Annotated in this window: 26 protein-coding genes; 13 read left to right on the top strand and 13 right to left on the bottom strand. The window is 67.4% G+C overall.

From position 1 onward, the window contains the following. Nucleotides 1-27 precede the first annotated feature (27 nt). On the top strand, nt 28-630 hold the full coding sequence (locus OG394_RS25410; RefSeq protein ID WP_328989577.1) for a TetR/AcrR family transcriptional regulator: 603 nt from the start codon (nt 28-30) through the stop codon (nt 628-630). Here the strand turns inward: OG394_RS25410 and OG394_RS25405 are convergent. Together OG394_RS25405 and OG394_RS25400 are read right to left on the bottom strand one after the other, a co-directional pair. Continuing rightward, complete coding sequence (locus OG394_RS25405; RefSeq protein ID WP_328989576.1) at nt 627-2,144, bottom strand: molybdopterin-dependent oxidoreductase; 1,518 nt, start codon at nt 2,142-2,144, stop codon at nt 627-629. The two genes, OG394_RS25410 and OG394_RS25405, sit on opposite strands and share 4 nt — an antisense overlap. 99 nt (nt 2,145-2,243) lie before the next feature. Beyond that, a complete protein-coding gene (locus tag OG394_RS25400; RefSeq protein WP_328989575.1) occupies nt 2,244-2,801 on the bottom strand; it encodes a MarR family winged helix-turn-helix transcriptional regulator in 558 nt (185 codons plus the stop codon). A 177-nt stretch (nt 2,802-2,978) separates the two neighbouring features. Here OG394_RS25400 and OG394_RS25395 point away from each other — a divergent pair, with 177 nt between their 5' ends. Both OG394_RS25395 and OG394_RS25390 read left to right on the top strand, forming a co-directional pair. After that, on the top strand, nt 2,979-3,965 hold the full coding sequence (locus tag OG394_RS25395) for a hypothetical protein (RefSeq protein ID WP_328989574.1): 987 nt from the start codon (nt 2,979-2,981) through the stop codon (nt 3,963-3,965). Continuing rightward, the gene (locus tag OG394_RS25390; RefSeq protein WP_328989573.1) at nt 3,962-5,293 is read left to right on the top strand and encodes a hypothetical protein; all 1,332 of its coding nucleotides are present in this window, start codon (nt 3,962-3,964) and stop codon (nt 5,291-5,293) included. The genes OG394_RS25395 and OG394_RS25390 overlap by 4 nt, the downstream gene beginning before the upstream one ends. 343 nt (nt 5,294-5,636) lie before the next feature. On the opposite strand, the gene OG394_RS25385 is transcribed toward OG394_RS25390, so the two are convergent. Then, nucleotides 5,637-6,305, bottom strand: coding sequence for a GNAT family N-acetyltransferase (locus OG394_RS25385; RefSeq protein ID WP_328989572.1), 669 nt, complete (start codon nt 6,303-6,305; stop codon nt 5,637-5,639). A 52-nt stretch (nt 6,306-6,357) separates the two neighbouring features. Between OG394_RS25385 and OG394_RS25380 the strand changes: the two genes are divergently transcribed. Continuing rightward, nucleotides 6,358-7,284, top strand: a complete 927-nt coding sequence (locus OG394_RS25380) for a hydroxymethylglutaryl-CoA lyase (protein ID WP_442914225.1) — start codon at nt 6,358-6,360, stop codon at nt 7,282-7,284. A 559-nt stretch (nt 7,285-7,843) separates the two neighbouring features. Here the strand turns inward: OG394_RS25380 and OG394_RS25375 are convergent. After that, entirely contained in the window at nt 7,844-8,695 is an 852-nt protein-coding gene (locus tag OG394_RS25375; RefSeq protein ID WP_328989570.1) for a helix-turn-helix transcriptional regulator, read from the bottom strand. A gap of 264 nt (nt 8,696-8,959) precedes the next feature. Beyond that, the gene (locus OG394_RS25370; protein ID WP_328989569.1) at nt 8,960-9,652 is read right to left on the bottom strand and encodes an EcsC family protein; all 693 of its coding nucleotides are present in this window, start codon (nt 9,650-9,652) and stop codon (nt 8,960-8,962) included. A 130-nt stretch (nt 9,653-9,782) separates the two neighbouring features. Between OG394_RS25370 and aat the strand changes: the two genes are divergently transcribed. After that, complete coding sequence (aat, locus tag OG394_RS25365) at nt 9,783-10,451, top strand: leucyl/phenylalanyl-tRNA--protein transferase (RefSeq protein ID WP_328989568.1); 669 nt, start codon at nt 9,783-9,785, stop codon at nt 10,449-10,451. Nucleotides 10,452-10,490: 39 nt separating this feature from the next. Here aat and OG394_RS25360 read toward each other — a convergent pair whose 3' ends face one another. After that, nucleotides 10,491-11,195: a TetR/AcrR family transcriptional regulator gene (locus OG394_RS25360; RefSeq protein ID WP_328989567.1), complete on the bottom strand. Its 705-nt coding sequence runs from the start codon at nt 11,193-11,195 to the stop codon at nt 10,491-10,493. 165 nt (nt 11,196-11,360) lie between these two features. On the opposite strand from OG394_RS25360, the gene OG394_RS25355 reads away from it, so the two are divergent. Beyond that, on the top strand, nt 11,361-11,828 hold the full coding sequence (locus OG394_RS25355) for a nitroreductase family deazaflavin-dependent oxidoreductase (RefSeq protein WP_328989566.1): 468 nt from the start codon (nt 11,361-11,363) through the stop codon (nt 11,826-11,828). An 18-nt stretch (nt 11,829-11,846) separates the two neighbouring features. Here OG394_RS25355 and OG394_RS25350 read toward each other — a convergent pair whose 3' ends face one another. Then, nucleotides 11,847-12,233 (bottom strand): RidA family protein, encoded by a 387-nt coding sequence (locus OG394_RS25350; RefSeq protein ID WP_328989565.1) that lies wholly within the window; start codon nt 12,231-12,233, stop codon nt 11,847-11,849. 149 nt (nt 12,234-12,382) lie between these two features. On the opposite strand from OG394_RS25350, the gene OG394_RS25345 reads away from it, so the two are divergent. Beyond that, nucleotides 12,383-13,480 carry an adenosine deaminase gene (locus OG394_RS25345; RefSeq protein ID WP_328989564.1) on the top strand — a complete coding sequence of 366 codons (1,098 nt, stop codon included), beginning with the start codon at nt 12,383-12,385 and terminating at the stop codon, nt 13,478-13,480. A gap of 126 nt (nt 13,481-13,606) precedes the next feature. Here OG394_RS25345 and OG394_RS25340 read toward each other — a convergent pair whose 3' ends face one another. Next, entirely contained in the window at nt 13,607-16,948 is a 3,342-nt protein-coding gene (locus OG394_RS25340; protein ID WP_328989563.1) for a GH92 family glycosyl hydrolase, read from the bottom strand. 150 nt (nt 16,949-17,098) lie between these two features. Here OG394_RS25340 and OG394_RS25335 point away from each other — a divergent pair, with 150 nt between their 5' ends. From OG394_RS25335 to OG394_RS25325, 3 genes are all read left to right on the top strand, one after another. Then, the gene (locus OG394_RS25335; RefSeq protein ID WP_328989562.1) at nt 17,099-17,797 is read left to right on the top strand and encodes a PadR family transcriptional regulator; all 699 of its coding nucleotides are present in this window, start codon (nt 17,099-17,101) and stop codon (nt 17,795-17,797) included. A 150-nt stretch (nt 17,798-17,947) separates the two neighbouring features. After that, nucleotides 17,948-18,958 carry an ATP-binding cassette domain-containing protein gene (locus OG394_RS25330; RefSeq protein ID WP_328989561.1) on the top strand — a complete coding sequence of 337 codons (1,011 nt, stop codon included), beginning with the start codon at nt 17,948-17,950 and terminating at the stop codon, nt 18,956-18,958. 1 nt (nt 18,959) lies between these two features. Then, nucleotides 18,960-19,781 (top strand): ABC transporter permease, encoded by an 822-nt coding sequence (locus OG394_RS25325; RefSeq protein WP_328989560.1) that lies wholly within the window; start codon nt 18,960-18,962, stop codon nt 19,779-19,781. Nucleotides 19,782-19,885: 104 nt separating this feature from the next. On the opposite strand, the gene OG394_RS25320 is transcribed toward OG394_RS25325, so the two are convergent. From OG394_RS25320 to OG394_RS25310, 3 genes are all read right to left on the bottom strand, one after another. Further along, nucleotides 19,886-21,121, bottom strand: a complete 1,236-nt coding sequence (locus tag OG394_RS25320) for a GNAT family N-acetyltransferase (protein WP_328989559.1) — start codon at nt 21,119-21,121, stop codon at nt 19,886-19,888. Nucleotides 21,122-21,227: 106 nt separating this feature from the next. Then, nucleotides 21,228-21,668 (bottom strand): GNAT family N-acetyltransferase, encoded by a 441-nt coding sequence (locus tag OG394_RS25315; RefSeq protein WP_328989558.1) that lies wholly within the window; start codon nt 21,666-21,668, stop codon nt 21,228-21,230. A 41-nt stretch (nt 21,669-21,709) separates the two neighbouring features. Next, nucleotides 21,710-22,660 (bottom strand): GlxA family transcriptional regulator, encoded by a 951-nt coding sequence (locus OG394_RS25310; protein ID WP_328989557.1) that lies wholly within the window; start codon nt 22,658-22,660, stop codon nt 21,710-21,712. 100 nt (nt 22,661-22,760) lie between these two features. Between OG394_RS25310 and OG394_RS25305 the strand changes: the two genes are divergently transcribed. After that, the gene (locus OG394_RS25305; protein WP_328989556.1) at nt 22,761-23,024 is read left to right on the top strand and encodes a hypothetical protein; all 264 of its coding nucleotides are present in this window, start codon (nt 22,761-22,763) and stop codon (nt 23,022-23,024) included. 10 nt (nt 23,025-23,034) lie between these two features. Here OG394_RS25305 and OG394_RS25300 read toward each other — a convergent pair whose 3' ends face one another. Next, complete coding sequence (locus OG394_RS25300; protein ID WP_328989555.1) at nt 23,035-23,823, bottom strand: carbon-nitrogen hydrolase family protein; 789 nt, start codon at nt 23,821-23,823, stop codon at nt 23,035-23,037. A gap of 29 nt (nt 23,824-23,852) precedes the next feature. Between OG394_RS25300 and OG394_RS25295 the strand changes: the two genes are divergently transcribed. Beyond that, nucleotides 23,853-24,491, top strand: a complete 639-nt coding sequence (locus tag OG394_RS25295) for a GntR family transcriptional regulator (protein WP_328989554.1) — start codon at nt 23,853-23,855, stop codon at nt 24,489-24,491. Here OG394_RS25295 and OG394_RS25290 read toward each other — a convergent pair. Then, nucleotides 24,478-25,791 (bottom strand): MFS transporter, encoded by a 1,314-nt coding sequence (locus OG394_RS25290; protein ID WP_328989553.1) that lies wholly within the window; start codon nt 25,789-25,791, stop codon nt 24,478-24,480. The genes OG394_RS25295 and OG394_RS25290 overlap by 14 nt on opposite strands. A gap of 79 nt (nt 25,792-25,870) precedes the next feature. Between OG394_RS25290 and OG394_RS25285 the strand changes: the two genes are divergently transcribed. Continuing rightward, nucleotides 25,871-26,548: a DUF2848 domain-containing protein gene (locus OG394_RS25285; RefSeq protein ID WP_328989552.1), complete on the top strand. Its 678-nt coding sequence runs from the start codon at nt 25,871-25,873 to the stop codon at nt 26,546-26,548. Nucleotides 26,549-26,560: the final 12 nt, after the last annotated feature.

Genomic DNA, 26,560 nt, shown 5'->3' with positions numbered 1-26,560 from the left:
TTCAATACAGAACTGTATCCTAAGGGCATGGAAACGCCCAAGCGCCGTCGCTCCACCACCCGGGCCCGCCTTCTGACCGGCGCGCAGGAGGTGTTCGCCGAGCGCGGGTTCCACGGCGCCTCGGTGGAGGACATCTGCGAGCGGGCCGGGTTCACCCGCGGGGCCTTCTACTCGAACTTCGCGTCCAAGGATGAGCTCGCGCTGGCACTGTTCCAGAGCACCACAGATCGCCTGCTCGAGCAGATCGCCGCGCTGTTGCCGGAGCTGGCCGATCAGCCGGATTCGATGCTGGACGCGGTGCTGAACGTGCTCGAGGAGGCTGGTCCGGATCAGCGCCAGTGGCACCTGATCTCGACCGAGTTCACCCTGCATGCGTTACGCGACCCGGCCGCCGCGAAGGCCTGGATCGAGCAGCGCGCCGCCTTCCGCAACAGTCTGACCGAGTTGGTGGAGACGCTTGTCGAAGGCAACGACTTGAAGATGTCGGTCCGGCCGGACCAGTTCGTTCGGCTCGTGATCGCCTTGCACGAAGGGGCTCGCGCGCAGAGTCTGCTCGAGCCCAAGGACGTACCACCAGGCTCTCTCGAGCGTACGTTCCTGCCGCTCGTCCTGAACGCAACCCTTAACTAACTGACGCGTACGTCGACGCTGTGCAGGCCGGTCGAGCCATCCGGCGCAGGCGGCGCCTCGGCCTCGATCTGCGCGTTGCCCTTGGCATCGAACGCCCGCACCTGCAACACGTGATTGCCGCGCGGCGCATCCCAGGTCCAATGCCACTGCCGCCAGGTATCGATTGACCCGTCCGCCGCCAGCGTGGCTTGTTGCCAAGGGCCACCATCTACCCGCACCTCGACCTTGGAAACGCCCACGTGCTGGTCCCACGCGACCCCGGCCACCGTCACCGGCCCGGCCTCCGCCTTCGACCGCGGTACGTCGATCCGCGACGCCAACTTGATCGGCCCCTGCTCGGACCAACCACGCGGCGTCCAGTACGCGTCGAACAGGTCGAACCGCGTCACCTCGATATCAACCAGCCACTTCGTCGCCGAGACGTACCCATAGAGACCCGGTACGACGATGCGCACGGGGAATCCGTGTTCCAGCGGCAGCGGCTCGCCGTTCATCGCGAAGGCCAGCAGCGATTCGCGGTCATCCGTGAGCGTGCTGAGCGGCGTACCAGCGGTGAAACCGTCCTGCGACCTCGACTGGATCGCGTCGGCGTCAGGGGATGGAACGGCCTCGGCCAGCAGGTCCTTGAGCAGTACGCCGGACCAGAGCGCGTTGCCGATCAGGTCGCCGCCGACCTCGTTGCTCACACAGGTCAGCGTCACCCACTTGTGGACGATGTCGCGCTTGAGCAGGTCCTCATAGGTCAGGTTGAGCTCTTTGTCGACCATGCCGTGGATGCGCAGTCGCCAGTCCGACGGCTTGATCAGTGGCACCGATAGGGCCGTGTCGATCCTGTAGAAGTCAGCGTTCGCAGTAGCCCAAGGAGTCGCGCCCTTGGCCTGGACCCCGGCGGGCGGTTCGAGCGTCGGCGGTTTCGGCAGGTTGAGTGCGAGGCGGGCGTCCTTGACCGCGCTCCGGCGGCCGCCGACCAACTGGCCACCGGCTCCTACGGCGACCGTGCCGATACCGACCCCGGCCGCGAGCTGCAGGAATCCCCTCCGGGTTACGGCGCCTGACGTGCCTGTAGAGGTGCTGAGCCGATTCGCGAACAATCTCAAAAGCAATAGAGATGCGACGCCACCGGCCAACGAGGGCACGAAGTCGATCTGCCCGGAGTCAGGACGAGTCGCCGCGGCCACGATGCCAACGCCCGCGAGCGCCGCCGTCAAAGCAGCGCCGGCCCACCAGCGTCGTACGGCAAGGATGCCCGCAACGGCCGCGAGGGCCAGGAGAACGATCAGAATGCCAACGCGCAGAGCCGTTTTGTCGTGCACGCCGAACAACGAGATGGCCAGATCCTTCAGCCAGGCGGGCACCCGGTCGATGAAAGCGGAACCAACCGCCACCACCGGCGTTTGCCGACTGCCAAGAATTCCGGCGACGACGGAACCGACAGCCAGACCGGCCAAAGCCGAGAGCACACCACCGAGGGCTGCCAGTGTCTGGTGCCTACTGGCCGGCTGAGGTTCATTCACGTCTCAACCATCCCCCGGAAGGCCGCCCGACTCCAGCCGGGCGGCCAATCCGTTAGCCGGGGGTAACCCGGCCGGTCAGCCGAGCGCACCCCTGTTGTTTCAGCCCGGGGTGATCCCGAGGTGGGGACGGCCGTGCGGCCAGCGTCGTGCGTTGTCACGAACGGCGCGAAGACGGCCCAGCACCACATCGGCGTCTTCACCGATCTGGCTGGTCCAGAGTGAGTCGATCTCGAGGAGGTGGTCCGGCAGGGCCTCGCGAAGACGGCGTTTGCCCTCTTCGGTCAGCACCGCGAAGGACCCGCGAGCATCGTCCGGACAGGCCTCCCGGCGAACCAGGCCGGCATGTTCGGCGCGGTCGACCAGGCGGGTGATGCCGCCCGTGGTGACGGTCAACTCCCGTGCTAGTGAGGTAAGGCGCTGTTTCTCGCCGGAGCTACGGGCCAGCCGTAGCAACAGTTCGAACATTGCCATTTGCAGGCCACTGCGCTTCAAACTATGGCGCATCAGATGATCGAGTTCGGCCGCTGCCTCCCGCAGCAAACCGTACGCGGTGATCACGTCGGTGTCCCATGGCTCAGTGGCCGGTGAGTCGGTGACGCGAGTGGGTTCTGCATCGGCGAGCGCTAGGGGCGAGCAAAGCGAAGGCGCGATGGTCATGGACGGAGCCTACGGGGCGTACACCGTCTTCCGCTACGCGGGGTGACCTATTGGCAACTCAGTGAGATCCAGTTGAGCGGTCAAGGGTGCGCCTGTGGATAACTTCCGCGGCGATGTCAGGAATTTTGCCACGCTTGTCCCGCAGCCGAAATTCGCCGGACGAACGGGGATCCGCCCATGACCAGCCACCGCATCACCGACCCAACCGAGGGCCATCGTGCCGCCGATTCTTCCGGCGGTTCTGACGGTGGTCGGTCCGGCGGTCCGGGCGCGTTCGACCAGGGTTTCATCGCGGCCGCCATCGTCGTCGGCGCGATAGCCCTCTGCGGCCTCGCCCTGGTCGCGGCCGCTCTCTTCGGTCCACCGGCCGCCGCAACTGCGCCAGGCGGTACGCCGGACCAAGGTGGTGCGTCGAGTTCAGTTGGTACGGCGGACCCGGGTGGTGGGACGGCCTCAGTTGGTACGTCGGACCCGGGTCGTACGTCGGATCAGGGTGATGCGGTCAGGCCGGGTGGTTCGGTCAGACCGGGGGATGCGGTCAGACCGGGTGGTGGGCACACGGCGGGGTCGTCCGTACGTCCGGGCGGAGGCGCGACCACGCCCGCGGGCGGATCCGGTCAGGCCGCGTGCGCCGTACCGGCTGGTGCGCAGGAGGTGCCGCTGCGACCGCCTGGCCGGACCGCGTGGGACGTGTGGAACCGGATAGTCGTGCCACGCTCGGCGGAATTCGGCCCGGGCCGCGTCGACGGGGACGGCTTCCGGCGATGCTTCGCGCACTCCCCGACGGGCGCGGTCTTCGCGGCGTACCACTCGGTGGCGGCGCTCGCGGACGATGACCACGTCGTTCCGAACGCGGCCCGAGTGCTGCTGCCCGGACCCGACACCGACCGGATGCTGGCCGACCTCGCGGCCGAAGGTCCGGGCGACGGGATCGACGATTCGCCCAGTCAGCTCGCGGGATTCCGCGTCATCGACGCCGGGCCGGATCGCGTGACGGTGGCGCTGGCGATGCGGGTGAAGGATGCGTATGCGAGTGCGACGTTCACGATGGCCTGGCATCGCGACGACTGGCTAGTGCTCGCGCCGCGACCCGGCCAGCAGTTCGGGGCGCCGTACTCGCAGCTGTCCGGGCTCGGCGACTTCGTCCGCTGGAGCGGAGTATGAGCTGCAGCCGCGTCGACGTCGCGTGCAAGGTCGGCGAGAGCATCAGCAACGCGGCGAGCGGCTTCGTCGAGAACCTGGCGAACAAGGTCGGCGAGATGGCGATCTCCGGGTTGAAGGCCGTGACGACGTTCTGGATGCGGATCGACACGCCTGATCTTGCCGAGGAGGCCGCTCGGAACGAGGTGGAGCGGGAAGGCGTGATCGCGTTCCTGCAGGAGCACACGTTGTGGATCGTGATGTTCTTGTGCACGTTGTCGGTCATCGCCGCGGGTCTTCGGATGGCGTGGGAGATGCGTGGGGATTCGGCTCAAGCGTTGCTCAAGGCCATGGTCACGCTGGTGTTGGTGGTGGGCGCGGCCGCGACCGTGATCCAGATGCTGATCGGGATCGCGGACACCTTCTCGCTCTGGCTCATCGAGCAGGCCCTACCGGCGAACGAGACGCTCGAGACTCGCCTCGGCGCGCTGATCCTGACGGCGAACGCCTCCGCGCCGGCGTCCGCCTTGCCCTTGCTGGTGATGGTTTTCCTCGGGCTGGCCGTGTTCATGGCGTCGGTGATGCAGGTGATCCTGATGCTGGTCAGGTCGGCGATGCTGGTGTTGCTGGTCGGCACGTTCCCGATCGCCGCGGCCGCGACCAATACCGAGATCGGCCGCGAGATGTTCCGGAAGTACTGCACCTGGACGATCGCGTTCATCGCCTACAAACCGGCGGCCGCGATCATCTACGCGGCGGCGATCAAGCTCACCGAAAAGGGTCTGCTCAACCCGGGCAACGCCCTGGTCAACGCGCTCACTGGGCTCATGATGATGCTGATGGCGGTATTCGCCCTGCCCGCCATGCTCCGCTTCATCGCCCCCATCACCTCAGCCGTCGCAGGCGGTGCTGCCGGCGCGGGAGCGGGCATGGCCGCCGCGGGCGGGCTCGCCAGCGGCGCCCTCAACGTCGGCCCCCGCAAATCCACCGGCGCGTTCGGCGGCTCCGGCGGCGGCACGGGCGGCGGTGGGTTCGGAGCGAGCGGCGGCTTTGGCGGTGGAACGGGCGGAGGTGGTGGGTTCGGCAGTGGCTCGGGTGGTTTCGGCGGCGGCGCGAGTGGTGCGATCAATGCGGCTGCGGGCGCCCTTCGCTCAACCAGCGGTGGAACCCAGCAGGCCGTCGGCGCGATAGCCGCGGCCGCTTCCCACTCCGCAGGCGAATCCGGCTCAGGCTCAGCTCCTTCACCCGGATCCCGCCCCAGCAACCGCGCCTCCGGCCGCGGCTCCGGCCGCCGTCCAGGCTCCGCAGCCCCACCACCTCCACCCCCAGGCCCAGCCGGCGCCGCCGCCTGACTCACCCCGCGAGTAGTCCCGTCCTGTCCCCGCGAATGGGCACCCCCTTCCCCACGAGTGGTCCGGTCCTGTCCCCGGGAGTGGGCACGCCCCTTCCCGCGAGTGGACTCTCCGGGAGTGGGCACACCCCTTCCAGCGAGTCGGCGCATCCTCCTCCGCGAGTGGTCAAGTCTTCCCCCGCGAGTGGCACGTCTGGACCATGGCGCGGGACGCCGAGCGGACCAGATGCGACCACTCGCGGAGGGAGGAGAACACCGACCTGGAGGGTTGCGGCGAGCGCTGGCTGGCCAGATGTGACTGCTCGTGGAGGGACGGGAACGCCAACCCGGATAGGGCGGAGGCGTTAGCGGACGAGGAGGGCTTCGGAGCCGACGGGGAGGTAGCCCGCCGCGAGGAAGGCGCGGAATGAGGCGGCGTTGCCGGGCGTGACTTGCGCCCAGATGTGCGCGCCAACCGGTGCGAGGGCGCGAGCGGTCCTGGCAAGCCGCCGCCCGTTCCCCATGCCGCGGCTGTCTTCGGCGACTTCCAGGGCACACTCGAGCCGCCCGGCCAGGCCGTACCCGGTGAGCAGCATCCCGCCCGCCGCGTCGACGTACACCCGGATGCCCTCCCGATAGCGCCGGGCACGACGTACTCGTGGATGCTCGTCGGCGGTCACCTCGGTCAACCCGGCCAGCAGCTCGGCCCGTTCGGCGTCGTCGGGGAGAGCCGACGCGAGCAGCATGGCGTCGATGGCGTTCACCCGGCGGCCGGTGAGGTTCGAGAGGGCCTCGAGGAATGGCGGATTGAGTGGCGCCGAGAGATCGCCCGGCGTCAGTTGCCGGTGGACCCAGGCGGGATCGACGTCAGCGGCGACCACGATGTGCGCCGTGAGACCGATCACGCAGGTGTCCCTTTCGGAGGGCGCGGGCACTACGGTGACACTCAGATCCGGTGCGGGGAACATGCCGCGTTCGACCCCGCGCAGAATGTCGGCGAGGGTGTCCGCTGGAGTCACTGGTTGGCTTGTCATCGAGTGACATTCTGGTCGAGGGCCCGAACTCATCGGGCAGGTGGGAGCAAAGGTGCGTAAACCGCAGCTGGTCAGGGCTGAAGGACTGCCCGATCGTGTCACCGTCTACGAGGTCGGACCGCGCGACGGCCTGCAGAACGAGTCGGCCATCGTGGACGTCGCCGTCAAGGCCGAGTTCATCGGGCGCCTGGCCGAGGCCGGGCTGACCACGATCGAGACGACCAGCTTCGTGCATCCGAAGTGGGTCCCGCAGTTGGCCGACGCCGCCGAACTCCTGAAGGCGATCGACCTGCCCTCCGACGTACGAGCGCCCGTCCTCGTGCCGAACGAGCGCGGTCTCGACCGAGCGCTGGAAGCCGGCGTGGCCGAGATCGCGATCTTCGCGAGTGCCACCGAGACGTTCGCCGCGAAGAACCTGAACTCCACGGTCGACGACCAGTTCGCGATGTTCGCGCCGACGATCAGGCGGGCGCTCGACGCCGGTTTGGCCGTCCGCGGGTATGTGTCGATGTGCTACGGCGACCCGTGGGAGGGCGACGTACCCATCGAGCAGGTCGTCCGCGTAGGCGCCCGCCTGGCCGAACTCGGCTGCCACGAGCTCTCCCTCGGCGACACGATCGGCGTCGCCACCCCGGGCCAGGTCACCGCCTTGCTCGAGGCCTTCGGCAAAGCGGGCGTCGGCGTCGAGGCGCTGGCGGTGCATTTCCACGACACGTACGGCCAGGCCCTCGCGAACACCCTCACCGCCCTCCGCTCAGGCGTCACCACCGTCGACAGCTCGGCGGGCGGTCTCGGCGGCTGCCCGTACGCCGAAAGCGCGACGGGCAACCTCGCCACCGAAGACCTGGTCTGGCAACTCGACGGCCTCGGCATCCAAACCGGCATCAACCTGGAAAAACTCGTCCAAACCAGCGTCTGGATGTCCACCCAACTAGGCAAACCCTCCCCCAGCCGCGCCGTCCAAGCCCTCTCCGGCTAACCCCTCCAGCGACCGGCGACCCGGCGACCCGGCTGCCTCCGGCTGGCCCAGCCCACCCCGGCCGGCCGTCCGTCGTCCGCCACGCCGAGCCGCCGGTTGTATCCCGTTCATCGGGCCCTTGTGACGCGGTGTGTCGGCATTCATCGGTCCCTCGTGACCAAACCTCGGCGTGTCATCGGGCCCTAGTTGCCAGGCGTGTCGCCGTTCGTCGGGCCCTTGTGACCGACCACCAGCAGCGCGCCCTCATTGGCGGCTCGCCGGACACCTCTTGGCCAGGCCCGCGGTGATTCCGCCAGGCACCGTTCCCCTGCATTCATTCGTCGGAATCCGCCCTCACAGCACTGCGGACCCGCACAGCCAGGCGACGGCTGAGGGCGGATTCCGACGAATGAATGCAAAGGGAAGTAGGCCCTCACCCCTGGTCCCAAGGGACCGATGAATGCCGACACGCCCTGTCACAAGGGCCCGATGAACGGGATACACCAGGCGGCCCGGCTCGGCCCGTCCGGGGCGTGGCGCGGGGCGGCGGGCGAGGGGGGAGGTTGGGCGGGTGGGCTGGTTAGGCGTTGGGTGGTGGGGGTTGGGTTGCCAGGGGGAGGCGGGTGCGGGTTTGGGCGTCGGCGGGGGTTTCGACGAAGAGGCGGAGGTCTGGGTACGCCGGGAGGGCCATTTCGGTGACCGTTAGGTGGAGTTCGCCGGCGATCGGGTGTACGACGTGCCGCGGGCGGGGCTGGCACGCGGCGACCTCATGGCGCGACCAGAGCTCCTCGAATTCGGGGCTCACGTTGCACAGTCGGGCGATGTCCTCCTCCCAGAGTGGATCGCCCAGGTGTTCGCCGTACGCCGAGCGCAATCGCGCGACCAGATACGGCACCTCGGTGTCGTAGTTGAGCAGCGATTGCCGGGCGCGCGGCTCGGTGACGATGCACCACAGCAGGTTCTTGTGCACGCAGGGCAGCGAATGCCAGTCGTGGAAGAGATTCCGGAACGGCTCGTTGACCTTCAAAATGTCGAACCGGGTATTGCTGATGACGGCCGGCAGCGGATCGAGCGCCATCAGGATCTCGACCAGCGTGGACTCGTCCGCGCATGCTTCCGGTTCCGACCGCGCGGGCGTCGACTCGGTGAGCCGATACAGGTGCGTGCGCTCCGGCGGCGACAACCCCAACGTCCGCGCGACGGCGTCCAGCACTTGCGAACTCACGTTGATCGGGCGGCCCTGCTCGAGCCACGTGTACCAAGTGACGCCGACACCCGCGAGCTGGGCGACCTCCTCGCGCCGCAATCCCGGCGTACGACGTCGGGGCCCGGGAGGCAGGCCGACATCGGCAGGCGAGACCTGCGCTCGGCGAGCCTTGAGGAAATCCCCCAGCTCCGCCCGGCGGTTCCGCCCTTGCACCGAAATGGTCACCCGATCATCGTGCCAGCCGACGCCGACATTTCTCAGCGATATTCCAGCGGACCAGCGGACCAGCGGACCAGCGGCCCAGACACGCCCGGCCCCGGCACGCCCGGCTCCGGCACGTCCGGCTCCGGCACGGCGGATCAGACTTCGGCTCGGTCAGACCTCGGCCGGGTCAGACCTCGGCCCGGTCCGACCTCGGCCCGGGGCAGGGCTCGGCCGAGTCAGACCTCCGCAGGTCAGGGCTCGGGCCGGGATAGACCTTGCGACTGGTCAGGGCTCGATTGGGCGGCGGATGCGTCGTAGCAGGGCCTTGTCGGCGTACTGCCCGATCTTGTACGTCGACCAACCGTCGACCCCGGCGCCAACCGCACCACCGAGAAGTGGCACTCGTCGCGTCACCGTGATGGCCATTCGTTTGCCGCCGATCCGCGCGATCAGTTCGCCGACGACCTCAGCCGAGACCAGCCGATCCAGCTCCGGGTCGAACACCGGCGCGGTCGCCATCGCCAGCGGGGAGGTCGGCAGGCTCGACTTCTTCAGCCGATCGGTGACGCCGTCCTCGCCGAGCAGACAGGTGATGACCGCAGTACGCACGCGCGGATCGTCCAGGTCGTACCCACGCACGCTGGCGATCGACGCGACCATCCGGGTCTGCACCACGGCGAGCCCGGTGAGGTTCGTCGGCAGCGAAATCGGCAGCGTGATCAACCCGCCGATGCTCGTGAGAAATCCCTGCACGCCGGCCAGCCGGACATGCTGGTCGATGATCGCCTCGAGCGCGTCCTGCGGCTCGGTGTGCTTGTCCAGATAGCGCTGCGCGACGGCCTCCGCGCCAGGGAATCGTTGATAGCCGTCGATCGCGACCTCGAGAATGCGCCGCAGCACACCCGCGGCGGCCTGCGGTGCGAATCGCTGGGCGGCGGGCGCGAGACTGCTGGCGACGAACCTGGCTACACCGGCCATGCCACTCCTCACAGGACTGAACGCTCCCCGTCAACCATACGTGGCTCTGGGGATCGCGCACCTCGGGCAAAACCCCGATTGAGCCCCCACCGGTGGATTGAACGACCGAACGGTAGGTCAGGATGGAGACGTGCCAGTCGAACCACCAGCCTCCGTGTGGGACTTCCCGCCGGTCGCAGTGGCCGGGCCGGGCGATGTCGTCGCGGCCGGCGCGGACCTCGAGCCCGGGACCATCCTCGCGGCGTACCGGCGCGGGCTCTTCCCGATGCCCGACTCGGACGGCCCGTTGTTGTGGTGGTCGCCGGTCGATCGAGGCGTGATCGAGGTGGCCGGGTACAGCCCGTCGCGGTCCTTGCGGCGAGCGCGTAAGCCGTTCGAGATCCGGGTCAACACGGCGTTCGACGAGGTCATCCGGGCTTGTGCGGATCCGCGCCGGCCTGGTTCCTGGATCGACCCGGACATCATCGCGGCGTACACCAAATTGCACCGAATGGGCTGGGTCCATTCCGTCGAAGCCTGGCGCGACGGCGAACTGGCCGGCGGCCTGTACGGCGTCGCCATCGGCGGGCTGTTCGCCGGCGAGTCGATGTTCCACCACCAGACCGACGGCTCGAAGGCCGCCGTCGCAGGCCTGGTCGAACTCCTCACCGACGAGTACGCCGCCGACCGAGTCCTCGACATCCAATGGGTGACCAGCCACCTCGCCACCCTCGGCGCCACCACCCTCCCCCGCGACACCTACCTCCACCGCCTAGACCGAGCCCTCCACCTCCCCCTCCCGAAGGCCTTCCGCACTTAAGCGCGCCGGTCTTGAAAACCGGTACGTCTGGGCTGGGGGTCAAGGGGTTTCGAGGCCTAGGTAGTCGGCCATTTGGTCGGTGGCGAAGTCGAAGAAGGGGCGGGTGGGGTCGACGCTGCCTTTGAGGTGGCCGAAGAGTTCGAAGCTGATCATGCCGAAGAGTTGGGTCCAGGCGATGACGAGTCGGCTCAGGACCTCGACTGGTAGGCCGGGGGCGTTGACGTCGGCAACGGCTTGGAGTTGTTTGCGGAGGGCGGGGGTCATCAGGACCGGGCCGTGCGACGTGTTGAGGCGGCCGGCGGAATGGGCCTCGCGGAGTAGTCCGATCAGGGCGAGCGGGATTCGCGCGGCTGGGCCGACGGTGCTCTCGGGGGCGTGGTAGCCGGCGACCGGGGAGCCGTAAATGAGGGCGTATTCCTGCGGGTTCTCGACGGACCAGTCGCGGATGGCTCGGTAGACCGATCTCCAGCGGGCACGGTAGTTGCGGGGGTTGCCGGTGGCGGCGGCTTGTTCGGCGATCTCGCCCAGGGCCTCGTACGCGTCGATGATCAAGGCGGTGAGGAGCTCGTCCCGGCTGGGGAAGTACCGGTAGAGAGCGGACGACACCATGCCTAGCTCGCGGGCTACCGCGCGGAGCGAGAGTTGCTCGGCGCCGCCGGTGATGAGCTGCTGCCGGGCGGCCTCTTTGATCTCGTGGGTCAGCTCGGCCCGGGCTCGGTCCCGTGCGGTTCTTGGTGCACTCATGCGAGCAGTCTGCCAGCTTCCGAGAGCAATGACCACAAACGAGAGCATTGCTCTTGACTTGGATCGGTGATCTCGTGTTCACTGGTGAAACCGAGAGCGGTGCTCTCGTTTCAGAGCACCGCACTTACTCGCCGCCGTAACAGACCGCAACAGAGGAGAACCGCCATGGAGCAGAGCTACGACAGCAAGCGCTACGTCACCAAGGGCATGGGCTGGAGCGGCCGGATGCTGAACGGCGTGGTCGCCGGCCTGGCGAAACTCGGGATCAGCCTGCAGGGCAGCCGGGTGCTGTCGGTCCAGGGACGGAAGTCCGGTGAGTGGCGGTCGGTTCCGGTGAACCTGCTGGTCGTGGACGGCGTGCAGTACCTGGTCGCGCCGCGCGGTCATACCCAGTGGGTGAAGAACCTGCGCGTCAACGCCGAGGCCAAGTTGGCGATCGGGCGGAAGACGCAGGTCTTCCGTGGGGTTGAGCTGGCCGACGCGGAGAAGCCGGAGATCCTCCGCCGCTATCTGAAGAAGTGGGCGTGGGAGGTCGGCGCGTTCTTCGGCGATGACGTCAACGCCGACTCCCCCGACTCCCGCCTCCTCGAGGTGGCCCCCGGCTTCCCCGTCTTCCGCGTCGACCCCGCCTGACCCGCAACCAGCGAATGGTCAGGCGGCGGCGATGACTTCCAGTTCCACTAGCCAATTGTCGACGAGGGTTTGGGCGACGATCGCGGTGGTGGGGACGACGCGATCGCCGAGGGCGGCCACCCGGGCCGCGGCGTTGGCTTCGGCGTACGACGGGTCGCGGAGGTAGCTCGTGATTCGGACGATGTTGTCCACGGTCATATCGGCCGAGGCAAGGATCGCGCGGAGGTTGGACCAGATCAGCTCAAGCTGTTCGGTCAACTCGCTGCCGGCAACACCGGCGGGATCGAGGCCCATGGTCCCGGCGACGTACAGCGTTCGGCTGGCGCCGCGGACCTCCAACGCATGGACGTAGTCGTCGCTAGCGGGATATACGCCTTCGGTTGGGTTATGGGGCACAAATTCCACGGGCACCTCCGGCTCAGGGTTCGGCCCTCATCATGCGGATGCCGCAGGTCACGCGCACCCGAATAACCCCGCGCACCCGCCGTCCCCACACCGCGTGACCGGGCGGGAGCTGATGGAGAACCGAGGGCAGGGCCTGTCAGGATGGGGGGATGATCAGTCGGGACCAATTGCTCGCCGCGCCAAAGGTATTGCTGCACGACCACCTGGACGGTGGGCTGCGGCCGGAGACGATCGCGGAACTGGCGTCAGATATCGGCCACACCCTGCCGAGGTCGGACGCGGAGGAGCTCGGTGCCTGGTTCACCGAGTCGGCCGACTCGGGCTCGCTCGAGCGGTACCTGGAGACGTTCGACCACACCGTCGCGGTGATGCAGAACGCCGCCGCGATCACCCGGGTCGCGAGCGAATGCGTCCAGGATCTCGCGGCTGACGGCGTCGTGTACGCCGAGATCCGGTACGCGCCGGAGCAACACCTCAATGGCGGGTTGACCCTTGAGCAGGTGGTCGACGCAGTTCGCGAAGGCTTCGAGCAGGGTGAAGCGCTCGCCGGCGACAAGATCGTCGTACGGCAATTGCTGACGGCGATGCGGCATCAGGCGCGTTCGATGGAGATCGCGGAGCTAGCCATCGCGTATCGCGACGCGGGAGTTGCCGGGTTCGACATCGCGGGCGCGGAGGCGGGTTTTCCTCCCACCCGGCACCTGGACGCGTTCGAGTACCTGCAGCGGGAGAACGCGCATTTCACCATTCACGCTGGTGAGGCCTTCGGGTTGCCGTCGATCTGGCAGGCGATCCAGTGGTGTGGTGCGGATCGTCTGGGTCATGGCGTTCGGATCATCGACGACATCACTGGCGCCGATAACGCCGCGCTGGAGCTCGCCGCGATCGATCTGGACAAGGTCGAGCTGGGCCGGCTGGCGGCGTACGTGCGGGATAGCCGTATCCCGCTGGAGATGTGCCCGAGTTCCAACCTTCAGACCGGGGCCGCCGATTCGATCGCGCATCACCCGATCGGGCTGCTCGCGGCGCTGAAGTTCCGCGTCACGGTCAACACGGACAACCGGCTGATGAGCGGCACCAGTTTGACTCGCGAATTCGCCTTGCTGGCCGAGGCATTCGACTATGGGCTGGCCGATATCCGCTGGTTCACCATCAATGCGATGAAGAGCGCCTTCCTGCCGTTCGAGGAACGCCTCGCCATCATCAACAACACGATCAAACCCTGGTACGCCAACGCCCTCAGCTGACGCCGTTGGCAGGCCGCGGACGACAGCGCATCTGGTTCCTGCCGCGAGTGGTCACATCTGGTCCCCAACGCCGACTTCTGCCGACGTCCGCGCGGACCAGATGTGACCACTCGCGGCATGAGTTGGCTAGGACGACGGTACGACGGCAGGGGATGTCGGGATGTCGGACGGGATCGGGTTGACGCGTAGCGCTGCGGCCTGCGTGGTGGTCGCGGTGATGGCGTACAGCTCCTGGCGGGAATCGCCTGGCAGGGTGATGGATTGGGCGCGTTTGCCCGGAGTCAACGGCAAGCGGGCCTCGAAGATGTTCACCGGCGGCCCGACCACGCCCACCCCGCGCTGGATCCGGTGCTCGTTGCGTAGGGCAACGGTATTCCCAGCGGCAGGCGAGCCCGCCCAGTCCGTCAGCACCAGCGGTGCCGTCGACGTACTCCCATCGTCGTACGTGATCAGCACATCCCCGGTTACCGTGCCGTTGTGCGCCGCACCAGCGATCCGCAGCTCGTTGAACGCGCCCGCGGGAATGAGGATCGACTCGCCAGTCGTCTCCACGAAGTTCTTCGCGGTGCCCGTGGCGTCCGGCGCGAAGTACGTCGTACCACCCAGCTCGACCGCGCCCGTCGGCGGCAAGAGGGCCGCGTCGTAGCTCCAGCCGCCGCCATCGAAATCACCCGACGCGTTCTCGGCGACCGTGGCCGTCCCGTCATGGTCGTAATACTCCGCCAGATCAATCGCACATGACGTAGCAGTCGACGCCGCACAACGGGCCTGACGAATCATCACCACGGCCTGAATCGTCTTATCCGCAAGGCCTTCCGACGAAATCACCGCGTTGATCGGATAACGCCCCGGCGCCGCCCCAGCCGGGATGCCGACCGACAACGCAACCGTCTTTTGCACCGGCAGCCCGTCAGACGTAACCCGCACCGACGACTCCACGGGCTCGACCGACCAGCCAGTCGGTCCGGAAGTACGGATAGACACCGTACGTCGCCGGTCGTCCTGCACGAGGATCTCCGCCGAGAAGTCAACCTTTTGCGCGACATCCTTAGCGGGCATCACCACCTCGCCCGGACTGAAGGCGGCGTCCACCGTCGACCTAGGCACGCCGTTGCCGGACGCAACCGAAGGCGGCTCGGCCCACCGCGCCGTACCCCATGAGCCCGGTTGATCTGATACGCCATACCGGATGGAAGCGCCACGCTGCAGCTGATCCCACGAGAACCAAGGCTTGTTCCAGGGCATCCCGTCGATCCGCGCGGACGTGATGTATCGCCGCGCATCATCGGTGCCAGGAGCAACGATCGACAACACGCCACCTTGCTTGCCATAGGCCCCTACCTGCAGCCGCACACTCTCGAACTGCGGAGTGGTCACGGTAAAGAAGTTGCCGCCACTCATCGTCGGATACAACCCGATCGAGCTGAAGACGTACCACGCGGACATCGTGCCGAGATCGTCGTTCCCGGTCATGCCGTCCGGCCCATTGGTGAACAACGTCATCGCCGCGCGCACCACGGTCGACGTCTTATGCGGAGCGCCGGTCCACGCGTACATGTACGGCGCGAGCAGATCCGGCTCGTTGTTCGGGTTGTACGTCGCCTTGCCGTAGTACTCGAACGGCCCTTGCACCCAGTCGGTTCGCGCCGTCCCCGCCGGATCCGTGAGCAGCTTGTCGTAAACGAAGAAGTCGTCGAGCCGCTTCTCCGCCGCGCGGCGTCCACCCATCAAGTCCACCAACCCAGCCGGATCCTGCGGCACGAGCCATTGGTACTGGTACGCACCACCCTCGTGGAACGCATGCGACCCGTCTAGCGGGTCGTACGGGCTGAGCCAAACGCCGGCCTTCGTGCGCGGCCGGAAATGCCCGATCCCCGAGTCCCAGATGTTCCGATAAGCCTGCGCGCGAGCCGCGAACATCCGCGCGTCGGCCTTCTTCCCCAGGGCGCGAGCCATCAACGCCAGACTGCCATCGGCCGCGGCGTACTCCAGGGTCGCCGAACCGCCGTGCGAGCAGTCGTTGTCGCCACCCTTGTGCAAGCAGTCGCGCGCCTTGTCGAGCGGGAACGGCACGTACCCGACCTGACCGTAGTACGCCGCGCCGGCGCGACCGTTGTGCGGCAGTTCGACGGGCGGTACGGCGGTCGCGTTCTTCCGGAGCAGGTCGTATGCCTCCTGCTCGTATCCCTTCAGCAGGCCCTTCGACCAGCCCTCGACGAGGAACGGCGTGACGGGATCGCCGGTCATGATGTTCGTCTCGGAGTTCGCCAGGGACCATCGCGGCAGCCAACCGCCTTCGCGGCCGTGGGCGAGTACAGACAGATGGGTGTCGCGGGCAACCTTCGGCGCGAGCAGCTCGACCAGTTGGTTCTGCGGGCGATACGTGTCCCACAAGGAGAAATTCTGGTACGGCGTGTAATCCGTTGCCTTGCGCACCGTTCCGTCGAAGCCGCGATAGTTGCCGTCGACATCACTTGCCACGTTCGGATGCATGACCGAGTGGTAGAGCGCGGTGTAGAACGCCGTCTGCCGATCCGCCGTACCGCCGGCCACCTCGATGCGATGCAGCATCTCGTTCCACTCGGCGGTGAGCTTGCGCTGGGTGGCGTCGAAATCGAACGCGTCGCCCGTTTCGGCGACCAGGTTGGCCCGCGCCCCGGCGACACCCGTGTACGACAGGCCGACCTTGAGCACCACATCCCGGTCGGACGCCGGATCGAAGCTGACCCAACCACCGTTGCCGCCGGTGTTCGCCGATTCGCGACTGCCAGGCGTCTTGACGTCACCCTTCCAGGTGCCGAACGACGCGAACGGCCGGTCGAACTCCGCGCTGAAATAGAGCGTGTGCCGGTCGACGCCCGCGCAGAAGTTGCCCGCGTTGATCCGCCCTTCGACCCGGCGATCGCCGACGATGCTCAGCTCCGACGAGAAGACTCGCTGCTGAGCCTTCCCGGTGTTGAACAGCACGTTCGCCGGCTGCGCTGGGTCGAACGTGTACCGCTGCCAGCCGGTGCGGGCCGTGGCGGTGAGCGCGACATCGACGCCGTACCGGTCGAGGTGGACCTGGTAGAGCCCGGGCTTCGCGGATTCGCGCGCGTGGCTGAAGACCGAGCCGTACTGGTCGTGCCGGACCGAGCCGATCGCGCCGCTGGTCGGCATCACCGGGAGCTCGCCCATCACCTCGCAGCCCACGCCGGACAAATGGGTCTGGCTGAACCCGTACAAGGTGTTCCGGCTGTAGTCGTACCCGCCTTGGCCGCCCGTGTCGGGACTGACCTGCGCCATGCCGAACGGCGCTGACGCTCCCGGGAAGGTGTTGCCGAAGTTCTTCGTGCCGACGAACGGATTCACCAGTGCGGTGAGATCAGCCGGCACGACCGCGGCAGCTGTTGCGGGGATTGCCTGCAGGCTGGTGGCGAGGATGGCGACGGCTGCCAGAGTGGCGGCCAGGCGGGGCGATCGGGGCATGGCGGGCCTCCGTTTGCACGCGCGGTGACAGGGCTGTCGCACCGTGTCATGCGATGTCCGACGTTGTCAACGGTTCGTCCCGAGGCACTTGACAGGTGATGCTCTAGATCGAATACTCGATATAGAGTAATCGAGTTCGAGGAGCGGATGATGGCCAAGCGCAAGGTGGCGAATCCACTGGCATTCGCCGTGCTCGGGTCCCTGAGCGAGCGGCCCATGCATCCGTATGAGATCTCGACGATGCTCAAGACCCGCGGCAAGGACCAGAGCATCAAGCTGAACTACGGCTCGCTCTACTCCGTGGTCGCGGCTCTGCAGAAACATGGGCTGATCGAGGCCGTCGAGACGGTTCGGGAGGGGAATCGCCCAGAACGAACCGTGTACGCGCTCACCGCCGCTGGTGGGCAGGAGTTCGACGAATGGCTGAGCGAGTTCATCGGTGAGCCGAGTCGGGACTTCAGCCAACTCGAGGCCGGCCTCGCGTACATGCCGGCCTTGTCGCCCGATCGCACGGTCGAGTTGCTCGATCAACGCCGGCAGGCGCTGCAGGCCGAGGTCGATCGGCTCGAGGCTGTGCACGTCTCGCCGCAGCTGAAGAGTCTGCCGCGCCTGTTCTGGGTCGAATCCGAGTTCCGGCTGGCGATGCTCAAGGCCGAGGTGGCGTACGTCGAACAGCTGGCGGAGGAGATCCGGACCGACAAGCTCGAGGGCGGTGCGTTCTGGCGGCACGGCCACGAGGTGATGCGGGACCAGGGTGTCGCCCCCGGCGAGCTGTTCGCACACCCGGAAAAGTACTTGGACGAGGAGGACGTGGCCTGGCTTCGGAATCTGCCCGACCAAACGCAATGACGTAGCACGGCCCCTGGCCTGGGTGCGGCAACACCCGGCCAAGGGCCGCAGTTCCTCGAGTCGGTCCCACCGTGGTGACACCTGCACCCAAGGCGCACTCATCAGGATAGCCACGGTCGGCCCGGCTCCTTCCCTATCGAAGGAGTTGGCATGTCCGCATCCAGCGGCATCACAGCAGTCGACCTGACCAAGACCTATCCCGGCTCCGGCCGGAACAAGTCCCGCGTGCGGGCGCTCGACGGCCTCAGTTTCGAGGTTGCCGAGGGCGCCGTTCTCGGTCTGCTCGGCCCGAACGGCGCCGGCAAGTCCACCACCGTGAAGATCCTCACCACCTTGTCCCGGGCCGATTCCGGTACGGCGCGGGTGGCCGGGTTCGACGTGGTCAAAGACCAGCGCGCGGTCCGGCTCGCCATCGGGTACGTCCCGCAACAGTCCAGCGCCGACCCGATGGCCACCGGCCTGGAAAATCTCGTCCTGGGCGGGCGTATCTACGGTTTGTCGAAAACCGAGGCGGTACGGCGAGCCTCGGAATTGCTCGGGCGATTCGGTCTGACCGCGGCCGCCGGTCGCCAGGTGCGGACGTACTCGGGCGGTATGCAGCGCAAGCTCGACGTCGCACTCGGTCTGGTCCATCGCCCACGAGTGTTGTTTTTAGACGAGCCGACCACTGGTCTTGACCCCGAGGCTCGGGCCGATCTCTGGGCCGAGGTGGAACGGCTCGCGGCCGATGAGGGTATGACCGTGCTGCTCACGACGCACTACTTGGAGGAGGCCGATCGGCTCGCGGACCAGCTGGCGATCGTTGCCCAGGGCAAGGTTGTGGCCGCGGGTAGTCCGGAGGCGTTGAAAGCCGAACTGCGCGGGGATTCCGTGCACGTCGAACTGACGTCGATGGATGCCGATGGCAACGCGTCGGCGTTGATCGCGGGACTTGGCGGCGTTGGCGAAGTGGTTGCCGAGGGCAAGACGTTGCGTGCTCGAGTGGCGCAGGGTGCGACCGCCGTACCGGCTGTGCTTGGTGTGCTGGAAGAGCGCGGGATCGGGGTCAGCGCGATCACGATTTCGCGGCCGTCGCTCGATGACGTCTATTTGCGTTACACCGGACGGTCGTTCGCGGCCGACTCTGTTGTCGACTCCGCTGATGAGGGAAGGGCCGCCTGAGATGACCACCATGACCGCTGCCCGGGCCGACGCGATCAGCGCTCGCCCGGGAAGTCTGCTCCGCCACACCGGGTACGTCGCGGGGCGTTGGTTGCGCGCGAGTTATCGGCAGCCCGCGCTGATCGCGTTCACCCTGGTGCAACCGGCGATCTGGCTGTTGCTGTTCGGGCAGCTCTTCAAGGGGATCGTGGAGCTGCCCGGGTTCTCCGATTCGTCGTACATCGGATTTCTCACGCCGGGCATCGTGATGATGACGGCGATGATGACCGCCGGCTGGAGTGGGACCGCGTTCATCGCCGATATGGAGCGCGGCGTGATGGACCGGATGCTCACCTCGCCGGTCCGCCGGGGTGCGCTGATGGCGGGGCAACTCGCGAGTGCCGGGTTCAATACGATCATCCAGACCGTGTTGGTGTTCGCGTTCGGCATCGCTGCTGGCGCGCGGTACGACGGTGGGGCGCTCGGTTATCTGATCACGGTCGTGGTGTCGATGCTGGTCGCGATCGCCTTCGGATCCTTGTCGAACGCCGTTGCCCTGCTCACGCGCGACCAGAACGCGTTGATCGGGATCTCCCAGTTCGTCTCGCTGCCGTTGACGTTCATGTCGTCGATCATGATGGACCCGAAACTCGCACCGCATTGGGTCGAGGTGGTCGCGCGGTTCAACCCGGTCGACTGGGCCGTGGTCGCCGCTCGCCAAGCCTTGTCTGGTAGCCCGGATTGGGGCGTTGTCGCTGAGAAGGGGCTTGCGCTGTTGGCGTTCACCCTGATCGTCGGCTGGCTCTCAACCCGCGCCTTCCGTACGTACCAAACCTCCGCCTAACTCTCCGTTCATCGGTCCGAATACTCCTTGTATACAGGCCGTATTCGGACCGAAGAACGCCCAGCGGCTGAGGGCGGGTTTGGTCACAAGGGCCCGATGAACGGTTAGAACCAGTGGAGGCAGTGTGGGGGGCGGTTGGGGCGGAAGAGGGTGTCGGCGAGGGGAGCCGCGTTCGGGTGGTGGGCTTGGATGTGGCCGGCGCGTACGAGGGTGGTCGGGGTGGTGCCGCCTAGGTAGATCGAGCCCAGGTCGCTTATGTCCAGGGAGAGGTCAGGCGTCCGGTCGGTGGGGACGCAGTCGGCTTTGCCGTTCCGGATGGTTAGCAGGTAGCGGTTGTGTTCGCCGAGGAACGGGTCGTCGACGTCGAGGACGAGTTCGCCGTCCGTGAACCAACCGCGGGCGGTCAGTGCACCTGGGACGTCCAGCAGTCGTACCCAGAGCCAGTCGGTGTCGTCGCTCACCTCGCCGGCGCGGAAGTCCGCAAGCTGCCAGCGCAGGGGGTGCTCGGTTGGGACGTGCTTGAACACGACCTGCGTGACCAGGTCGTGTGCGAGCACGAACCGGGCCAGGGCGATGAAGACGGCGTCGCTGGTGGCGATGGTCTCGTCGACCGTCAATGTGGTGTTGGGCTCGCCGAGCGAGTAGCTGGCGTACCCGTCCGGGACGCCGTCGGCGTCACGGTGGACGGCGACGTAGCGCGGCGCCGGGGAGATCGGGGGCTGCCCTGCGCCCGAGGCCCACCAGTTGTGCGGACGGGACAGCGCGCCGGGCTGTGCGCGGCGGTACCGGTCGTAGACCTCTTCCAGGATCTCGCCGCACTCGGCGCGACGCAGCACCTCGATCGATCCGCTATCCGAGCCGGTCGTGGGGGAGTCGGCTGCTGAGTGCGCTCGGGGGAGGGCGAGGGCTGCTTGGTGGCGTTGCACTGTCAGGCGGGAAGTGTAGGTCGCCGGTCCGTAGCCGAACCTGCGGTAGATCACAGCCTCGGTGGCCAGCAGTACGGAGACGACTTCCCCTCGAGCCCGCAGGTCGGTGAGCTGGTGCCGCATCATCGCGCTGAGCACGCCCTGGCGTCGGTGGGATGGCAGCACGCCGACGCAGGTCACGCCGGCGGCCGGGACGACGATCTCGCCGGGCAGGGTGAGCTCGAAGGAGTACGAACCGGCGGTGCCGACGGGCCGGCCGTCAGGCGTCATGGCGAACAGGTTGCGGTCCATCTCGAGCGCCGACCACCAGACTCCGCTGCCCTCGGCCGGTGTTTCCGGGAAGCGCCCGAACGCGGCATGCAGTGTGTCGACGAAGACGTCGTGGTCCTGATCGGTCGTGGAACGGATCTCCATTGCTGCCGCTGCCTCTCCGGGATGTCCGCACCCCGACTCGTGGTGTCTCGCCACAGTGCAGTCTCGCCCCCGTGGCCGGGTCAAACGAATTACGACCGGTCCAGCACTAGAGGGGATGGGTCCAGCGGGACCAGGTGGATTGGGGTGTGTAGCCGGCGGACTTCCAGCTGGGGTGGGCGTCGGTGTTGGTGTCGAGGACCATGGCGTCGGCCCGGGTTCCGCCGTACGACTTGAGCAGGGCTTCGGCGCAAGCGATGAGTTCGCGGCCGAGGCCCTGGCGGCGATGGGCCGGGTCAACGGCGAGGCGGTACAGGTGGCACCGCCAGCCGTCCCATCCGGCGATGATCGTGCCGACGATCCGCGCGCCATCCTTGTCGCCCGGGTTGTTGTGCAGGGCAAGGATCAAGGCGGCGGGATCGCGCGTGATGAGGCGGCGGACGGCGTCGGCGGAGTCCGGTGGGCGATCGGCGTCTTCGGCGGCGCGAGACCAGAACTCTAGTACTGCTTCGGCTTCAGCTACTTCGGCACTCCGATACACGAGTGGCATGGCCCTCAGTAGACAACCGCCCAAGGCGACCAGGCCAGCGATTAACTCGCGGTTTGGAACGTACGGCGGTAGTCCTGTGGCGCCACTCCGACGACCCGGCGGAAGTGGTGCCGCAACAGCGCGGCCGTGCCGAAGCCCGACTTGGCGGCGACCTGCTCCAGGCCGAGATCGGTTGCCTCAAGCAACGTCCGGGCATGCAGCACCCGCTGGGTGGTGACCCACTTGAGCGGGGTCGTCCCCGTCTCGGCGACGAAGCGGCGGGCGAACGTGCGATCCGACATGCGCGCGCGGCGGGCGAGATCGGGCACGGTGTGCTCGATGGAGAGGTTGTCCACCATCCAGCTCAGGATCGGCTGGAGGCTTTCCCCGGTGGTCTCGGGCACGGGCAGATCGACGTACTGGCGTTGGCCGCCGTCTCGCTGGGGCGGTACGACCATGCGGCGAGCGATCCGGGTGGCGACGGCTGCGCCCAGCTCGCGACGTACCAGGTGCAGGCAGGCGTCGATGCCAGCCGCCGTACCAGCGCTGGTGATGACGTTGCCGTCGTCAACGAACAGCACATCCGGGTCGAGATTCGCCGCGGGGAAGCGTTCGCGGAAGTCATTCGTGTAGCGCCAGTGGGTGGCGCAGCAGCGGCCGTCGAGAATGCCCGCGGCACCGAGCACGTAGGCGCCGGAGCAGACGGTGAGCAGGATCGCGCCCCGGTCGACCGCGGCGCGGAGGGCGTCGAGGATCTCCTCCGGGTACTCGTCGCGAATGGTAGTGGCCGGGACCGCGACCAGGTCGGCGTCGGCCAGCTCCTCCAGACCGTACGGCGCGATCACGCCAGAGTGACTGGTGGTGCGGAGCGGCTCGTTCGGCCGGAGGGCGCAGACGCGGAAGTCGAACGCGGGCACGCCGTCATCGGTGCGGTCGACGCCGAACACCTCGGCGAGCACGCCGAACTCGAACAGCGCGACGTCCTCCATCAGGACCACGGCGATCTTCTTCAACGCTCCTCCAAGGGCCGTCCAACACGAGTGGCAGTAATTTGTCGAAGTACGTCAGTTCTGCCAATTGTGGCTGGATCTCGATGATAGCAGTATTACTGCCATGACCGGAATCGTAGTACTCGCAGTCCTCGCGCTGGCTCTGATCGCGGCGCTCGAAATCAGCAACCGGCGGCACGCGCCCCGGGTCGGCAAGGGCCCGAACGGCTCGTGGATCGCCGACGACCGCGATCTAGCAAGGACCAAGCTCGACCTCCTCGCCCTCGGCGAGGCGGCCGAACCCTTTAACCACAAGCCGTTTGCACACACCGACAACGTTTTGTCGCTGCGCAGCACCCGCATCTTCACCCACCGTCACGCGGCCTGACCCGAAAGGCTCAGCGCATGATGACCGGAACGCGGGCACGAATGGCCGTCACCTCGTCGGTGTCGACGGCACCGACGAGGAGACCGGCCTCCGCACCAAGCCGGGCGCGCACTCGGCCGGCCGGATCGGCCAGCACACTCCGTCCGATCCCGAGTGGATCCGTACCGACCGGCGTAGCGAAAGCCTGATCGCACGCCAGCAACCAGGCCTGCGCATCTGACGCCCGGGCCCTGGTCAGCAAGTCCCACTGCTCCTCTTTGCCGGGTCCCGCTCCCCACGACGCCGGTACGACGATGAGGTCCGACCCGGCCTGGCCGAGTTCGGTGAAGAGCCCGGCGAATCGCAGATCGAAACACGTCGCTAGTCCGACCGTCAGGCTGTCCTTCACTCGAGGCAGTTCGAAAGTCACCACCTCCGACCCCGGCGCGACCAGCTCCGACTCGCGCGATCCGAAGGCGTCGTACAAGTGGATCTTCCGGTACGACGCCTCGACCCCGGGGCCCGTCGCGAGCAGCGTGTTGTGCACCCGACCGTCTTCCGCGGGTTCGAAGAGGCCCGCCACCACGACGATCCCGACGTCTGCCGCGACCTTGCGCAGGCCCGTCGCGAATGGCCCGTCGAGTGGTTCGGCGATGGCCCGCAGGTCGGTGCCGAAGGCGGCCATGGTCGCTTCGGGTAACGCGACCAGTTCCGCGCCGGCGTCGGCTGCGCGTCGTACGGCGTCGGTTGTGAGGGCCAGGTTCGCGATGGGATCGGGTCCCGCGTTGAGCTGGGCGGCGGCCACGCGCAGAGTCGTCATTAAGCCTCCTTGGGCTGTATACATTGGGTATGCGATCAGGTGGGGATTCGGGTCGGGATCGGGCGCTCGCTTACTTGCGGGAGACCGTGCTCAGCGACCCGGCAGTGCTTGGGACGTTCATCAACGAGCAGGCGCTCGCGACCGAGATCGGGGTATCCCGGACGCCGGTGCGCGAGGCGCTGCTGATGCTCGCCGCCGAGGGCCTGGTGCAGTTGGTGCCGAATCGCGGCGCGCTCGTGCCGACCCTGCCGGGCCGCGAGATCGCCGAGATGATGCAGGCGCGCGGGGTGATCGAGTGCTGGGCCGCGACCGCCTGCCTGGCCACGGACAACGCGCCGGTCGAGGAGATGAACGCGCTGCTCCGGATGCAGCGGGCCATCAGCGATGTCGCCGAGGCCAAGGAGTTCATCGAGCTGGACAGCCAGTTCCACGCGTTGCTCGTCGCGAGTGCGGACAACTCGGTGCTCGATCGGCTCTACCAGAGCTTGCGCGCGCGACATGTCCTGCTCGGCGTTGCCGCCTTGGAGCGCAGCAGCAACCGGCGTGCGGAGGTCCTCGCCGAGCATCAGGCGATCGTCGACGCGCTGGCCAGGAAGGACCCGGACGAGGCCGAGGCGACCATCCTGCGCCACCTCAACACCACGGCCGCCGTCCTCATGCAGGGCTGACAACCCCTTCGGTTGCTGGGATCTCGTCCACGTCGTCCACGACGGCCCGGCCGAGCGCCAGCCCAACGAGCGTGATCGCGCACGCCACGATGATGTACGCCGCGATGACGTACCCGGTGCCGGTCTTCGCCAGCAGATACGTGAAGGCCAGCGGTGCGATGGCGCCACCGATGATCCCCGCGAACGTGTAGCCGAGCGAGCTGCCGGTGTACCGAAGGCGGGCCGTGAACTGCTCCGAGACGAACGCCGCCTGCGGGCCGTACATCAGTGAGTGGAAGAACAACCCGACCACGACCCCAGGCAGTACCGTCGCCAGGGACGAGGCCATCGCGAAGAACACCACGCTCCAGATCGCGCCGCCGACCGCGCCGATGCCGTAGACCAGGCGCCGGCCGTACTTGTCGGAAAGCCATCCGGCCAACGGGATCAGGCCGACCTGGAAGGCGGATCCGACCAGTACGGCGGTGACGGCCTGACCGCGCGTCATGCCGAGTTCCTTGGTGGCGTAGGTGAGGACGAAGACGGCGAACATCGCGTAGAGCACGTCTGGTCCGACCCGAGCCAGGATGGCCGCGATCAACGGCCGGGTCTGCGTGCGCAGCACCTCGGTGACGGGCGCCGTCGGCCGATCGCCCCGCGCCTCGAGCTCACGGAAGACGGGCGTCTCCTCGAGGCGGGCGCGGATGAACAACCCGAACGCGACGAGTACGGCGGAAAGCAGGAATGCGACGCGCCAACCCCAACTCAGGAACGCCTCTTCCGAGAGGGCCCCGGCGAGTACGGCGAGGACGCCGTTCGCCATCAGCGTGCCGAGTGGCGGGCCGACTTGCGCCGCGGAGGCCCAGAAACCGCGCTCGCCGGGCTTGCTGAACTCGCTGCTCAGCAGTACGGCGCCACCCCACTCGCCGCCGACGCCGACGCCTTGCACGAAGCGGAGGAAGACCAGCAGGGCGGGCGCGATCGCTCCAGCCTGCGCGTGTGTCGGTAGCAGGCCGATGAAGAAGGTCGCGATGCCGATCAGCAACAACGTCGCCACCAGCACCTTCTTCCGGCCGATGACGTCGCCGAGCCGGCCGAAGACGATCCCGCCGAGCGGCCGCGCGACGTACCCCACGGCGTACGTCGCGAACGCCTGCAGGGTGCCGGTCAGCGGGTCGCTGGTCGGGAAGAAGAGGTCGCCGAAGACCAGGGCGGCGGCGGAGCTGTAGACGGCGAAGTCGTACCACTCCAGCGAGGTGCCGGAGAGGCTCGCGGCGAACGCTTTATAGAGACTCCGGCGCTCTGTGGTGGCGGTGGACATGGGGTGGACCTCCTTGCAGCGGATGGTCCATACTTAATGTATACAACCTGTATGCGCAAGCGATCAGAGGAAAATCTCGATGATGCTGAAATTCCGGCTGGCCGGTGGTGGTGAGCGGGAGATCCCGGTCCGGTACGCGCTCAACGCGGGCTACGCGGGGCGTGATACCGCTCAAGTCCAGCACCATGTGGACGAGTTGGCTGACCTCGGCGTACCGGCTCCGAGCCGTATTCCGACGCTCTACCCGCTGTCGGCGACTCTGGTGAGTAGGCCGGAGGTGGTCCAGGTTCCGCACGGTAGGACGTCTGGCGAGGCCGAGTGGGCGCTAGTCGTTGGGGACGGGCCGGACGATCTACTGCTGACCGTGGCGTGCGACCACACTGACCGGGCGCTCGAGGTTCACGGGGTCGCCTGGAGTAAGCAGTCGGCGCCCGATGTGGTTGGGGATGTCGCTTGGCGGTTGAGTGAGGTCGAGCACGAGTTGGACGAGTTCACGCTTAAGGCGTGGGTTAGGCACGGGGAGGACGAGCAGCTCATCCAGGACGGGACGCTCGCCCAGTTGCTGCCCCCGTCGTACTGGGTGAAGGAGTTGGGGGATCAGCTCAAGCCCGGCACTGTGCTGTTGAGCGGGACCATCCCGATGATCGCGGGTGTGGACCAGTTCGCAGACGGCTGGCGGGTCGAGCTGACGGATCCGCGCGGTGTCACCAGCAAGATCTCCTACTCGGTAGAGCAACTCGCACCGGCCTGGGATTGAACGTCAGCCTGG

Source organism: Kribbella sp. NBC_01245 (genome assembly GCF_036226525.1).
In the GTDB taxonomy this organism is placed as follows: domain Bacteria; phylum Actinomycetota; class Actinomycetes; order Propionibacteriales; family Kribbellaceae; genus Kribbella.
Note: the sequence above shows the minus strand (reverse complement) of the source record. Positions and strands in the feature narration are given on the sequence as shown.